This window comes from Rothia sp. 11254D007BW (assembly GCF_053548195.1).
The window spans coordinates 1441522-1452843 of sequence record NZ_JBPWPK010000001.1; the positions used below are offsets into that span (position 1 = coordinate 1441522).

Genomic DNA, 11322 nt, shown 5'->3' on the forward strand with positions numbered 1-11322 from the left:
TTGTTTTTAGCGCTTGTCGAGGGCTCGAGATAGGCGAGAACCGCTGAACTGTACGAGAGAGACGAGGGCAATCATGAGCAGGATGGCGACAATCATGAGCGGTGTTTCGTAGCGGTAGTAGCCGTAGCGAATCGCGAAGTCGCCGATGCCTCCCCCGCCTACCAGGCCTGCCATAGCTGAGTATGAGATAAAGCTGACGGTCATAATGGTGATTGATGTGACCAGGGCAGGGCGGGCGTCTACAAGGAGGACGTCGGTAATGATGTGTCGAGCTTTTGCGCCCATGGCAAGAGCTGCTTCAACGGTTCCATCGCCTAGCTGGGTGAGATTCTGTTCGACAAAGCGGGCAAAGTAGGGAATAGCGTTGATGGTAAGAGGTACACAGACTGCGGCGGTACCGAGGCTGGTGCCTACCAGTAGACGGGTGAACGGGATGATTGCAATAAGAAGAATGAGGAAAGGGAAGGACCTCACGATGTTGACGGCTGTGTCAAGAACCTTGTGGAGAATGGGCTTGTGATGCAGTCCCTTGGGACCAATGAGGTAGAGCAAGATTCCCAGAGGGGTTCCGAAGAGGACTGCCAGGGGAATAGCCACCAACAACATAATGAGTGTTTGCCCCAGGGCTAACCAGATTTCGGGCGAAACTTCGATAATTCGCTCAAACATGGGTTAGCTCCTGTAGAAGGGCGTTCGCTGGGGGCGCGGGTGAGGTCGGGTCTGTAAGCACGATGTCGTCATTTTGTAGCAGTCGCCCGATTTCACTGGTGGGGGTGAAGGCTGGATCTAGAAGACGGGAAAGGTCAAAGCGTTCTACCAGCTGACCATTTTCAAGTACAGCCACGTTATGGGCTAGAGCCCTGATGACGTTCATTTCGTGGGTGACAATTACGGTGGTTATGCCCAACTCAGCATTAATCGTGCGTAGGTACTGGAGGATAGAGGTTGTGGTGCGCGGGTCAACGGCGCTCGTAGGCTCGTCGCAGAGGAGGACGCTTGGCTTTGTTGCTAGTGCTCTGGCAATAGCAACGCGTTGCTTCTGGCCGCCTGATAACTGACCTGGATACGCGTCAGCCTTATCGGCTAAATCAACGATGTTGAGAGCTTCCAGTGCCCGCACTCGCCGTTCTCGCGGTGGGATACCTGCGAACTTAAGAGAGAGCTCTACGTTTTTCACGGCGGTGAGGTTAGCGACCAGGTTGAAATGCTGAAAAATCATACCGATGTTGTGGCGGGTCTGGCGTAGTTGTGAGGCCGATAGATCGGTGAGATTTTGACCGTTGACCGTTACAGTGCCGCTGGTGGGGCGTTCAAGTAGGTTGATGGTGCGTAGCAGGGTAGATTTACCCGCGCCAGAGAACCCCACGATGCCCTGAATAGACCCGGGGGCTATCTCAAGGTTGACGCGGTCAACGGCTCGAACCGTTTCAGGCCCGCGGGTATATTCGACGCTGATATCCCGTAATGAAATCATGTGTCTCCTTGCAATGACTTAGTGCAGTATTGCGAGGGGATCCCGCCTCACTGAATAGCATCAGGGGTGGGTGTATTTCAGAGAGAAACGGAGAACCCATCGGTTCTGGCGGTAGCACCGTGCCCGGTGGGGCTGGTTGCTGCGACGTCTTCGAGCCAGATCTCTCGGTCGCTCTTGATGGTGATGTTGCTAGCCTATGGGTTAGGCGAAAGCTGTACCAACTTTTTAACCTTGTGCGACCTAATATGTCCTGTCTTACTTTTTATGACGCCTTATGCAACGACAAAGACAAACGGACGCCGGTGAGCAGCTCACCGGCGTCCGCGCAGGAAAAAGGGAGGCTAGGCCTGCCGCAAAATGGTGCGGGCAAATTCGAAGTAGCTTTCGGCGTCAAAGTCGCGCACGGTACTGGCCTGCACCACAAAGCCGGTCAGCACAGACAGGACCGCCGAGCCCAGCATCTGTAACCAGGTTTCTAGCTCCGAGGGGGAAAAATCTAGTTCTGTCGCAGCCCAGGCCCGGTAGCTCGCCACCACGCGGGAACGCAAGAGGCCCAGCTGTTCATCAACAACCTCAGCGACCTCAGGTACCGTTACGGCCTCTCCCCAGGTAATCGCCAAAAACCGAGTCAGCTGCTCATCAGCCTGCAGGGTCACCAGACAGCGTTCCACAAACTCCCAGGGCAGCTCATCGCTACGCACCTCAAACTGAGAGAGATCTACCCGGGCAGCCGCAGCCATAATCTCTGTTTTCCCCGAGAAATGGTTATAAATCGCCCCTGCAGATAAGCCCGAGGCAGCAATCACCTCGCTCATCGACGCCTGCTGATACCCCTTCTGCATAAACACAGCGCGGGCAGCCGCAACAAGCTCGGCACGACGGGAACGCATATACTCTTCACTGACTTTCGGCACCCTCCCATTTTAAAGCACAGCAGCCCACCACCACCGTCCTATAAACCCCGTCACCAACACCCCTTTCTTGCTACACTAAAGGGCGAACCAGCGGCGCTACCCAGCAGTAGTTAGCCGCGCATGCGAGTGCCTCATCAGTCGCACCTGCTGAGGGACCCCCGCTCGCACACCCCACCGCACAGCATTAGGGAAGAGGCACCCACCCCATGGTGAACACCGCCAAATCGCGCCGTCAAGAGCGTATTGAGAAGCAGAAGAAGAATAGCCGCAAGTGGATTGCAACCGGCGCTGCAGCCGTCATTTTGCTCTGCGGCGGCGCTATCGCCTACACCAACATCACCTCTGATAGGGAACAGTCAACGACCAGCGGCCAGACCGTTCCGGCTGCCTGCTCAACCACCCAGGCCGTCACCGTGGCTACCACCGAACCTATGGCAGCAGCGCTGAAGGCTATGCCCGTGGACGAGGACACCTGCATCACCCTCGACATCACCACCAATAAGACCGCCAGCGATGTACTCACCGAGTCAACCAGCGGCACAGCAACCACCAACCTCTGGATTCCTGACTCCACCACCCGCGCTGAGCTGGCCATGAGCGAAGCCAACACCGGCCTAACTCCCCTTGCTGAGTCTCTTGCCCAGACCCCCGGCGTCATCGTGTCAGAAGATAACACCAGCTACGGCACCTGGCTCGAAGCTCTCAAGGCTGAAGATACCGTCAGCATGGGTGACCCCAAGGAGGACCCCGGCGCTTTCGCGGCCCTGCTCGGGGGTATCTCTGAGGCGTCAGCGGGTACCGTTAGCGTTGAGGACCTCACCGGTGGCACTACGCTGCGTGCCCAGAGCATCGGTGTTACTGAAGCCGCCCAGAGCGCTACCGAGCTGCTGACCGATGTGGATAACGGCTCCAAGGACGCCGCAATCGTCACCGAAGCTGACTACGCTGCTTACGCTTCAACCCACGCAGATTCCGGGCTGACCGCAACTGTACCCGGCGACGGCTCTTTTGCCCTCAACTACCCCCTCTACCAGGCGTCCTCCAGCAACAACACCACTATCGATGAAGCTGCCCAGCAGATTATTGACTTTATGGCCAGCGACGAGGGTAAGCAGGCTCTTGCTGGTGCAGGTCTACGCACTGCGGATGGCCAGGAACTAGAGGGCGAATACGGCGTCGGAAGCTTTGCGGCGCTAGCTCCCAGCAACCAGGATGTACTCACCCAGGTGTGGACTTCCTACGCGCTCCAGTCTGCGCCTCTGAACGCTCTGGTTGTACTCGATGCGTCTGGCTCCATGCTACGCCCGGTAGCGGGTACCGATAAGTCCCGTATGGACATTACTGTTGAGTCTGTTCTGGCAGGTTCCCAGCTCTTCCCCGCCCGCGATTCCATGGGCCTGTGGAAGTTCTCCCGCGACCTTACTCTGCCCGACGGCACGGTTTCTGATTACCAGGAGCTGGTACCCGTTCGCGGTTTTGAAGAGACTGTAGACGGTAAGACCCAGCGCGAGCTGCTGCAGGAAGCTGGCTCAGGTATCGCAGCAACTATCGACCCCAACGGCTTTACCGCTCTCTACGACACCACCCTGGCTGCCTTCCGCTCCGCTAAGGAGAACTACGCCTACGGTTCGGTAAATGCCGTGATTGTACTGACCGACGGTGAAAACTTTGATGATGGTTCAATTAGCCAGGAAGAACTGATTTCTACCATTCAGGCTGAGCAGGACCCTGCTAACCCGGTCTTCATCATCATGATCGGTATCTCTGAGGACGCCGACATGAACGCCCTGACCACTATCGCCCAGAGCGTCGGCGGCGAGGCCCATATGGCGTCTTCCCCCACCGACGTGCAGCGCATCTTCACTGAAGCCCTCACCGGCGTCTCGGACGCAGCTGCGCAGCAGTAGGGTTCTTCACATAGCACGATAAAAGTCCGCCCCTCCGTATGTGGAGGGGCGGACTTTTATAAGCATTTTGGTTCCCGAAAAGATAGGGCAGGCTCATAGCGAAGCTGCTGGCTCCGGGGCTGGCGTGAATCGCGCGTGAGCGTCAGCGAACCTGCGAGAGGGTCGGCAGCGAGCATGAGCCTGCCCTATCTTCGTCACGAATAAGCTAACCTAACTCGTTTGGAAGCCCTAGTGGAAGAAGTGACGAGCTCCGGTGAAGTACATAGTCACTCCCGCTTCCTTGGCGGCAGCGATGACTTCTTCATCGCGGATGGAGCCACCGGGCTGCACGACTGCGCGGACGCCGGCGTCCAGGAGTACCTGGAGGCCGTCGGCGAAGGGGAAGAAGGCATCTGAGGCTGCGACGGAGCCGCGGGCGCGTTCTGCGCCTTCTGCGAGGGTGTTGGCGCGTTCGACGGAGAGGCGGCAGGAGTCAACTCGGTTGACCTGGCCCATGCCGATGCCGACGGCAGCTCCGTCGTTGGCGAGCAGGATGGCGTTGGATTTGGCGGCGCGTAGGGCCTTCCAGGCGAATTCGAGGTCGGCGAGGGTGGCTTCGTCGGCGGCGTCACCGGCGACGAGCTGCCAGTTTTCGACCTTGTCACCGTCGGCGTGCAGGCGGTCGGCGTCCTGGAAGAGGGCGCCGCCGGAGACCTGGCGGTATTCGATGGTGTCGCGGGCGAAGCCTTCGGGGAGCTGGAGGATGCGCAGGTTCTTTTTGGTCTGCAGGATTTCCAGGGCTTCGGGGGCGTAGGAGGGGGCGATAATGACTTCGGTGAAGATGCCCTTGACGGTTTCTGCCATGGCTGCGGTGACTTCGCGGTTGGCTGCGATGACGCCGCCGTAGGCTGAGAGGGGGTCGCAGGCGTGGGCCTTGGCGTGGGCGTCGGCGATGGGGTCGGCTGCGTCTGCTGCGCCGACGGCGATGCCGCAGGGGTTGTTGTGCTTGATGATGGCGACGGCGGGTTCGTCGAAGTCGTAGGCGGCGCGTAGGGCGGCGTCGCCGTCGACGTAGTTGTTGTAGCTCATGGCCTTGCCGCCGAGCAATTCTGCCTGGGCGATGCCGGGGGTTGCGGCGGGGTCGACGTAGAGGGCACCTGCCTGGTGGGGGTTTTCGCCGTAGCGCAGGGATTCGGAGCGTTCGAAGGCGAGTCCGGCGAAGGGGGGCCAGTAGTTGGCGTCTTCGTCTTGTTCGAACTGGGCTGCGGTCCAGGTGGCGACGGCGGTGTCGTAGGCGGCGGTGTGGGCGAAGGCGGCGGACGCGAGGCGGCGGCGTTCTGCCAGGTTGAAGCCACCGGCCTTGGCGGCTTCAACGACCTGGCCGTACTTGGCGGGGTCGACGACGATGGCTACGGCGTCGTGGTTCTTGGCTGCTGCGCGCACCATGGAGGGGCCGCCGATGTCGATTTTTTCGATGATGGCGTCCTGGTCTGCGCCGGAGGCTACGGTCTCAACGAAGGGGTAGAGGTTGACGACGACCAGGTCGAAGGCCTCGATGTCCATGTCTTTGAGGGTGTCGATGTGTTCCTGCTTGCGGCGGTCTGCCAGGATGCCGGCGTGGACGCGGGGGTGCAGAGTTTTGACGCGGCCTTCGAGGCATTCGGGGAAGCCGGTGATGTCGGAGACTTCGGTGACGGGAACGCCGGCTGCGGCGATGGTGGAGGCGGTTGAACCGGTGGAGACGATAGCGACGCCGGCTTCGTGCAGGCCCTTCGCTAGGTCTTCGAGGCCGGTCTTGTCGTAGACAGAGATGAGGGCACGCTTGAGCGGTACGCGGTCGAGCTCAATGAGACTCACAGATTAACTCCGTTTCTTTTGCTGCCGGGTTGGGCCGGGTCAGCAGGTGGTTACGTGGGTGTGAGTCGTTTTGGTAAGGAGCCCCGACCCTAGGCCCAGCCCCGTGGTGCGGGGCTAAACTTGTGGGTTAGGCGGGTTCGCCGTTGAGGTCTTGGGCCAGGCGGGCGATGGTTTCTACCAGGAGCACTCGCTCTTTGACCTTGATGCGCTCGTGCAGGGTTTCTTCGGTGTCGTCATCGAGGACGTCGACGGCGGCTTGGGCCAGGATGGGGCCGGTGTCGACGCCGGAGTCGACCAGGTGCACCGTGAGCCCGGTGACTTTGACCCCGTGGGCAAGGGCGTCGCGCACGCCGTGGGCTCCTGGGAAGGACGGCAGCAGGGCGGGGTGGGTGTTGATGATGCGGTTTTTGAAGCGGTCAACGAGCTGGGCGTCGACGATGCGCATGAAGCCGGCGAAGATGATGTAGTCGGCGCCGTAGCTGGCGATTTTTTCTTCCAGGGCGCGGTTCCAGGCTTCGCGGGTGGCGTAGCTGGAAGGTTCGACGAGGAAGGTCTCGATTCCGGCGGCCTCTGCTCGTTCGATTCCCAGGCAGGGCTTGTCGGCGCCCACGGCCAGGACCGTGGCGTTCAGGTCGCCGGCTGCCACGGAGTCAAGGATGGACTGTAAATTTGTGCCCGATCCGGACACCATCACCACAATGCGCATACAGGAAAGTTTATCGCATGCGAGCGCCAACACACTGCCGCGTTTTTATGCTGAGACACCGGTAGTTTGCGCTGTTCGAGGCTGGCGGCAGGGCGCGGTAAGGTGGTAGGTATGTCTGACACCGTGCGTCCTTCCACCCAGCTGCCCTCTGACCGTGTGCTTGAGAATATCAAGGTGTGGTCCCGCCTGTCGTTTTTGGCGATGGTTGCTACGGTGGCTAGCACCTCGTACCCGGGCTGGTTTGCCGCGGTAACAGCAGCTCTAGCGGTACTGACTTTCACTCTTGCCACGGTGACCCTGGTGAAAATGGCGAGGGCTAAGTTCCCCGCTTTTTCGGTGGTACTCATGGTCATGGTGATGCTCTGGTCGCTCTTTTTGGGCTTCGCCGCGCTGGTTCAGCTGATTTTTGTGGACGCCACCATCGCCTATGCGGAGTGCTTGCAGCAGGCTGTGACCCTGAGCCGCCAGCAGCAGTGCACCTCGCAGATGAGCGACGGCCTGCTGCAGCAGCTCATGGGGCAGTAGGTTTCTAAGTCTTAATTCGAGTAGAGGTATACCAGGCTCGCGGCGAAGCTGCTGGCTCGATGGAGTGAGCGGGTGCGTCAGCACACAAGAGCGAACGGAATCCGCCGTCAGGCGGGGCGTGAGGGTCAGGCTTGCGCCTATTGCGCCCGCAGATTATTTTCCTCGCGCGCTCGGAATCTGCTGGGCTCCATCCAGCGTGAGCCTGGTATACCTTTATCTATCTTTTACTGAGCTTCAGTTTCCTTGCCTGTACCTTCTGCCAGCTCTTCAAGGCGTTTTTGGCGGCGGGCACGCAGGGACTTAGGACGCTTCACCACGGGCCGGAAGGGCACAGCGGGTTCTTCAGTTTCAGTCTCGGGTGTAGCCTCTGCTTCTGCTTCGCTAGATGCGGGTTCTTCAGCTTCGTTTTCAGGCGCTACTTCCTCAGTCTCAGGAGCAGCTTCATCGCTCTCGGCCGGCTCGTCGCTCTCGGCCGGCTGGGTCTGCTCACGGTCAGCCATGATGCGGGCCAGCGCCAGCGCAGCGGCGCCCTTCTCACTGGAGGCCGCAACCGACCCACCCTCTGCGGGGGTCTTGCCACCCGCGTCCTGATTCTCTAGCTCACCCGGTTCTACGTCTACCTGCTCGGTGGCATCCGGCTGGGCAGTGTCCGGCTGGTCAGCCCCAGCCTTTTTTGCCTTACGCTCGGCGCGGGCCGCTGCCTTCTGTGCCTTGGCCTCGGCGCGGGCTGCGCGCTTCTGCTCGCGGGTGGGCTTGGCCTGGGCAAATCGCTCCAGTTCACCGGAGGTGTCGCGCACCAGCAGGTGGGCAAGGCCCAGCCCCAGCATGGTACCGGCAGCCAGCAGCACGGCAGAGAAGGCTCCAAAGATGAGGGGGTGCGGGCCGATAGCCGTGAAGCGTCCCAGCCCCAGCGACCCGTTAGCGGCCCAGCCCAGCAGGGTGGTCAGCAGGAAGGTCGGCAGCAGGGTCAGGACGGCAAGCCCCAGGGTAGAGAGGGGCCAGGACAGCCAGCGGAAGCGAATCTTGAGGGAAAGCCACTCGTCAAAGTGGTTTTCGCCTTCGCGGAAGAACCACCAGCCGCCCAGGGCACCGGCGGCTAGGGGCACGGCAAGAGCCAGGTAGCCCCAGGGTTCGGACGCGTGCGGCAGTGCCCCCAGCACCGGCAGGGAGGGCATGACCCCCACGTTGGTGCCGGTCAGGTCAACGGAGGTGCCGGTGCCCAGGGCAAAGCCCGCGCCGGAGCTCCACGCCATGGAGTAGACCACCAGGTTCACGAGCAGACCCAGCTGCAGCAGGGTTAGGGCTAGGCCGCCGACGGCACCAGCGTGCAGGGTCTGATAAAGGGAGACCACGTCGTCCCAGTGCCAGAAGAGGGTGACCACCAGCAGCAGGGCGCCACCGGCTACAAAGGCCAGTACGCTCACCAGGGCCGCCCTCAGCAGGGCCCAGACGTAGGAGCCTGCCCAGCGGGAATACTGGCTGAATTTCTTCACCCAGTCAGCCGCGTTCACACCGATCATGGCGGCTAGCGAGCGCGATTCGGCGTACCCGCCCAAGATGATGCCCAGGGTAGCTACCCAGAGGGGTACCAGTGCGGCAAGGACGGGTGAGGTGGAGAAGAAATCGTTGGTGGATAGCAGGCTCACCCCGGCGCCCACCACGGCGTAGGCGAGAAGACCACCGGCCAGGGGCTGCCAGAACTGGCCCTCGTAGCTGGCGCGGGCCAGGCGGCGGCCGGAGCGGTAGCAGAGAGCTAGGGGGATTAGGGTGAGGCCCAGGGGTACCAGGCTCATGGTTCCGGTCACCGCTGAGAAGACCCCCTGCTCAGGGATATTCATGTTCAGGGGAACGCCGTGAACCAGTAGCCACAGGTGCCCGGCCACAGAGACAGCACCGGCTAGGGTACCGCTGCTGTTGAAGCCGTTGGTGTACCAGACCGCCACCAGAAGCAGGACGACGGTGAGGTAAGAGGCCAGCGCCACGAGGGCAAGTTCAACTGAGCCCTGCAGCCACAGGGGCATAGGGAGGGAACGTTTGGGGTGAGCGGTGGTATTCATCGTCTTTCATCATGTCATGTTTCTCTGTTGTGTGCCTGATGGCTCCGGTATACAGGGTAAGAGTGCGGTGAAGATAACCGGCCCAGCTCGCCCCGGCTGTAGAGTGGGAGCCATGAGCAGTGAAACTTCGTATGTGATGATCACCGGCGCTTCGGCAGGTATAGGCGCCGAGTTTGCCCGCCAGTATGCAGCAGCCGGGTACAACCTGGTACTCACCGCCCGGCGGGTCGAGACTCTAGAAGACCTAGCAGGCCAGCTGCGCGACAGATTCTCGGTAGACATTGAGGTAATCCCTGCCGATTTGCTGGTGGAGCAGGACGTCACCCGCCTGGTTGAGCGCCTACAGCAGGTTGAGCACCCCGTTGAGATACTGGTCAATAATGCGGGTTTCGGGCTCGGCAAGAGCTTTGATGCAGCACCCGTAGAACGCCACCTTGACCAGGTCGACGTGCTGGCTAGGGTTCCGCTCCAGCTCATGCACACGGCGATTGTTGCCATGCTGCCGCGCGGGCGGGGTCGCATTATTAACGTCGCCTCGGTGGCAGCTTTTACCCCCGGAGGCACCTACTCGGCGGTCAAACGTTTTCTGGTGGTGGCCTCAGAATCGGCCCACCTACAGTATTCGGGCCGGGGTATCCATGTGACGGCCCTCTGCCCGGGGCTAACCCGCTCGGATTTCCATGACGCTATGGGCCAGGGTGAGCCCAGCCTACCGAACTTTTTGTGGCTGAGCCCCCAACGGGTTGTTGCCGAAGGTATCGCTGCGGTCACGGCAGGTAAGCCGATCTGTGTGCCGTCCTTACCCTACAAACTAACGGTCGCAGCCGCACGGGTGCTACCCCACCGGCTGGTGGCAGCCGCGATAGCGCGGACGCGAAATTACTAAAGGTTTTCCAGGCTCACGCTCGCTGCCGACCCTCTCGCCGGTTCGCTTCGCTCACAAGCGATTCACGCCAGCCGCCGAGCCAGCAGCTTCGCTGTGAGCCTGCAAAACCCTGGAGTAGAGCTATAACGTCTAGTCTTCCCAAGGGTCCACCGCCGGGACGCCCCAGGACTTATAAATCTCGGCCTTGCTCGAAATAATCTCAAGCTGGTGGACGGTCGCGGTGGCAGCCATCAGGCCCTCAAGGGCTGCTGTGGCGAGGGGGGCGGGGCGCTGCCCACCCACCAGGTGGAGGTGCTTCTCGGCGTGGCGTCCGGCCCACTCCAGTGATACCTTCGCGTCGACTTCTAGTACGTGAGAGTCGAAGCGGTCCATGAGCTCAGCGAGCCAGCGTTCGGTTTCTGGGTAGGGGTAAAGCCCCTTGAGTTCACCGAGGCTGAGCACCGAGATATACATGGTGCGGTAGGAGCGGCGGCGCAGGCAGTTCACTACCTGCGGGTGCGGGGTGGCCTTGCGGATTTCAGCAAGGACATCGGAATCGAGAAGCAGACCTACCTGGCTCATGCAGCTTTCAGAACACCGTACTCAGTTGCAGGGATACCGCTGGGGTTGGGGGCCAGCAGGAAGTTAAGGAATTCGCTGCGCTCGTTGGAGATGCGGGTGTAGTCCTGGATGCTCATTGCGGTGTAGCCGCCGCGGGCGGGTACAGAGGCAGCAGAGATATTCTTCTGAACGGTGATGTGAGGACGGTGGGCGTGAGGTCGAGCGTTTGACATGCCGTCGTTGCGCGTAAAGTGCGCATTCCTTTCGAAACTTGCTCTTGCCTGCACCAAACAGCGCCGAAATGCGCGATGCAGACCGCTTCGTCATCCGAGCCACCCGTGAACATGGGGTTGGCGTTCAACCAAAGTCGGAGCTTGACAGTTGAATCTCTTGAAGCTGGTAAAAGCATAACTCGCTGTTGGCGCTTCTGTAAACACCGGTCTCAGAAATTTTTCTTACTGTGACGAACCAGCCCGT

Annotated in this window: 11 protein-coding genes and 2 riboswitches; of the genes, 3 read left to right on the forward strand and 8 right to left on the reverse strand. The window is 60.6% G+C overall.

Translation table 11 applies throughout. The features are described 5' to 3' along the window. Window positions 1-6 precede the first annotated feature (6 nt). The 3 genes from ACEE43_RS06475 to ACEE43_RS06485 form a co-directional block, all read right to left on the reverse strand. Window positions 7-669 (reverse strand): methionine ABC transporter permease, encoded by a 663-nt coding sequence (locus ACEE43_RS06475; RefSeq protein ID WP_449108062.1) that lies wholly within the window; start codon window positions 667-669, stop codon window positions 7-9. Further along, window positions 662-1474 carry a methionine ABC transporter ATP-binding protein gene (locus tag ACEE43_RS06480; RefSeq protein ID WP_449108061.1) on the reverse strand — a complete coding sequence of 271 codons (813 nt, stop codon included), beginning with the start codon at window positions 1472-1474 and terminating at the stop codon, window positions 662-664. The genes ACEE43_RS06475 and ACEE43_RS06480 overlap by 8 nt, the downstream gene beginning before the upstream one ends. Window positions 1475-1567: 93 nt before the next feature. Continuing rightward, a riboswitch (SAM riboswitch) is annotated at window positions 1568-1658 on the reverse strand. Between the two features lie 157 nt (window positions 1659-1815). Next, window positions 1816-2364 carry a TetR/AcrR family transcriptional regulator gene (locus ACEE43_RS06485; RefSeq protein ID WP_237196988.1) on the reverse strand — a complete coding sequence of 183 codons (549 nt, stop codon included), beginning with the start codon at window positions 2362-2364 and terminating at the stop codon, window positions 1816-1818. 230 nt (window positions 2365-2594) lie between these two features. Between ACEE43_RS06485 and ACEE43_RS06490 the strand changes: the two genes are divergently transcribed. After that, a complete protein-coding gene (locus tag ACEE43_RS06490; RefSeq protein WP_449108060.1) occupies window positions 2595-4295 on the forward strand; it encodes a substrate-binding domain-containing protein in 1701 nt (566 codons plus the stop codon). A gap of 228 nt (window positions 4296-4523) precedes the next feature. On the opposite strand, the gene purH is transcribed toward ACEE43_RS06490, so the two are convergent. Next, complete coding sequence (gene purH / locus ACEE43_RS06495) at window positions 4524-6131, reverse strand: bifunctional phosphoribosylaminoimidazolecarboxamide formyltransferase/IMP cyclohydrolase (protein ID WP_449108059.1); 1608 nt, start codon at window positions 6129-6131, stop codon at window positions 4524-4526. A gap of 127 nt (window positions 6132-6258) precedes the next feature. Beyond that, complete coding sequence (purN, locus tag ACEE43_RS06500; RefSeq protein WP_431464410.1) at window positions 6259-6837, reverse strand: phosphoribosylglycinamide formyltransferase; 579 nt, start codon at window positions 6835-6837, stop codon at window positions 6259-6261. Between the two features lie 111 nt (window positions 6838-6948). On the opposite strand from purN, the gene ACEE43_RS06505 reads away from it, so the two are divergent. Next, window positions 6949-7362: a hypothetical protein gene (locus ACEE43_RS06505; protein WP_449108058.1), complete on the forward strand. Its 414-nt coding sequence runs from the start codon at window positions 6949-6951 to the stop codon at window positions 7360-7362. Window positions 7363-7586: 224 nt separating this feature from the next. On the opposite strand, the gene ACEE43_RS06510 is transcribed toward ACEE43_RS06505, so the two are convergent. Beyond that, window positions 7587-9419, reverse strand: coding sequence for a cell division protein PerM (locus tag ACEE43_RS06510; protein WP_449108057.1), 1833 nt, complete (start codon window positions 9417-9419; stop codon window positions 7587-7589). Between the two features lie 112 nt (window positions 9420-9531). Between ACEE43_RS06510 and ACEE43_RS06515 the strand changes: the two genes are divergently transcribed. Then, the gene (locus tag ACEE43_RS06515; protein WP_449108056.1) at window positions 9532-10305 is read left to right on the forward strand and encodes an SDR family NAD(P)-dependent oxidoreductase; all 774 of its coding nucleotides are present in this window, start codon (window positions 9532-9534) and stop codon (window positions 10303-10305) included. Window positions 10306-10434: 129 nt separating this feature from the next. Here the strand turns inward: ACEE43_RS06515 and ACEE43_RS06520 are convergent, their stop codons facing one another. Both ACEE43_RS06520 and ACEE43_RS06525 read right to left on the reverse strand, forming a co-directional pair. Continuing rightward, window positions 10435-10866 carry a plasmid stabilization protein gene (locus ACEE43_RS06520; protein WP_237207544.1) on the reverse strand — a complete coding sequence of 144 codons (432 nt, stop codon included), beginning with the start codon at window positions 10864-10866 and terminating at the stop codon, window positions 10435-10437. Next, window positions 10863-11078 (reverse strand): nuclease PIN, encoded by a 216-nt coding sequence (locus ACEE43_RS06525; RefSeq protein WP_083091505.1) that lies wholly within the window; start codon window positions 11076-11078, stop codon window positions 10863-10865. Before ACEE43_RS06525 ends, ACEE43_RS06520 begins: the two co-directional genes overlap by 4 nt. Before the next feature lie 35 nt (window positions 11079-11113). After that, window positions 11114-11241: riboswitch (SAM riboswitch) on the reverse strand. Window positions 11242-11322 lie beyond the last annotated feature (81 nt).

What these genes read in the sequence shown, in the direction of transcription:
- ACEE43_RS06490 (WP_449108060.1), top strand. Translation starts at nt 2,595, where the DNA reads ATGGTGAACACCGCCAAATCGCGCCGTCAAGAGCGTATTGAGAAGCAG.
- ACEE43_RS06520 (WP_237207544.1), bottom strand. Translation starts at nt 10,866, where the DNA reads ATGAGCCAGGTAGGTCTGCTTCTCGATTCCGATGTCCTTGCTGAAATC.
- ACEE43_RS06525 (WP_083091505.1), bottom strand. Translation starts at nt 11,078, where the DNA reads ATGTCAAACGCTCGACCTCACGCCCACCGTCCTCACATCACCGTTCAG.
- ACEE43_RS06515 (WP_449108056.1), top strand. Translation starts at nt 9,532, where the DNA reads ATGAGCAGTGAAACTTCGTATGTGATGATCACCGGCGCTTCGGCAGGT.
- ACEE43_RS06510 (WP_449108057.1), bottom strand. Translation starts at nt 9,419, where the DNA reads ATGAATACCACCGCTCACCCCAAACGTTCCCTCCCTATGCCCCTGTGG.
- purN (WP_431464410.1), bottom strand. Translation starts at nt 6,837, where the DNA reads ATGCGCATTGTGGTGATGGTGTCCGGATCGGGCACAAATTTACAGTCC.
- ACEE43_RS06485 (WP_237196988.1), bottom strand. Translation starts at nt 2,364, where the DNA reads ATGCGTTCCCGTCGTGCCGAGCTTGTTGCGGCTGCCCGCGCTGTGTTT.
- ACEE43_RS06505 (WP_449108058.1), top strand. Translation starts at nt 6,949, where the DNA reads ATGTCTGACACCGTGCGTCCTTCCACCCAGCTGCCCTCTGACCGTGTG.
- ACEE43_RS06480 (WP_449108061.1), bottom strand. Translation starts at nt 1,474, where the DNA reads ATGATTTCATTACGGGATATCAGCGTCGAATATACCCGCGGGCCTGAA.
- ACEE43_RS06475 (WP_449108062.1), bottom strand. Translation starts at nt 669, where the DNA reads ATGTTTGAGCGAATTATCGAAGTTTCGCCCGAAATCTGGTTAGCCCTG.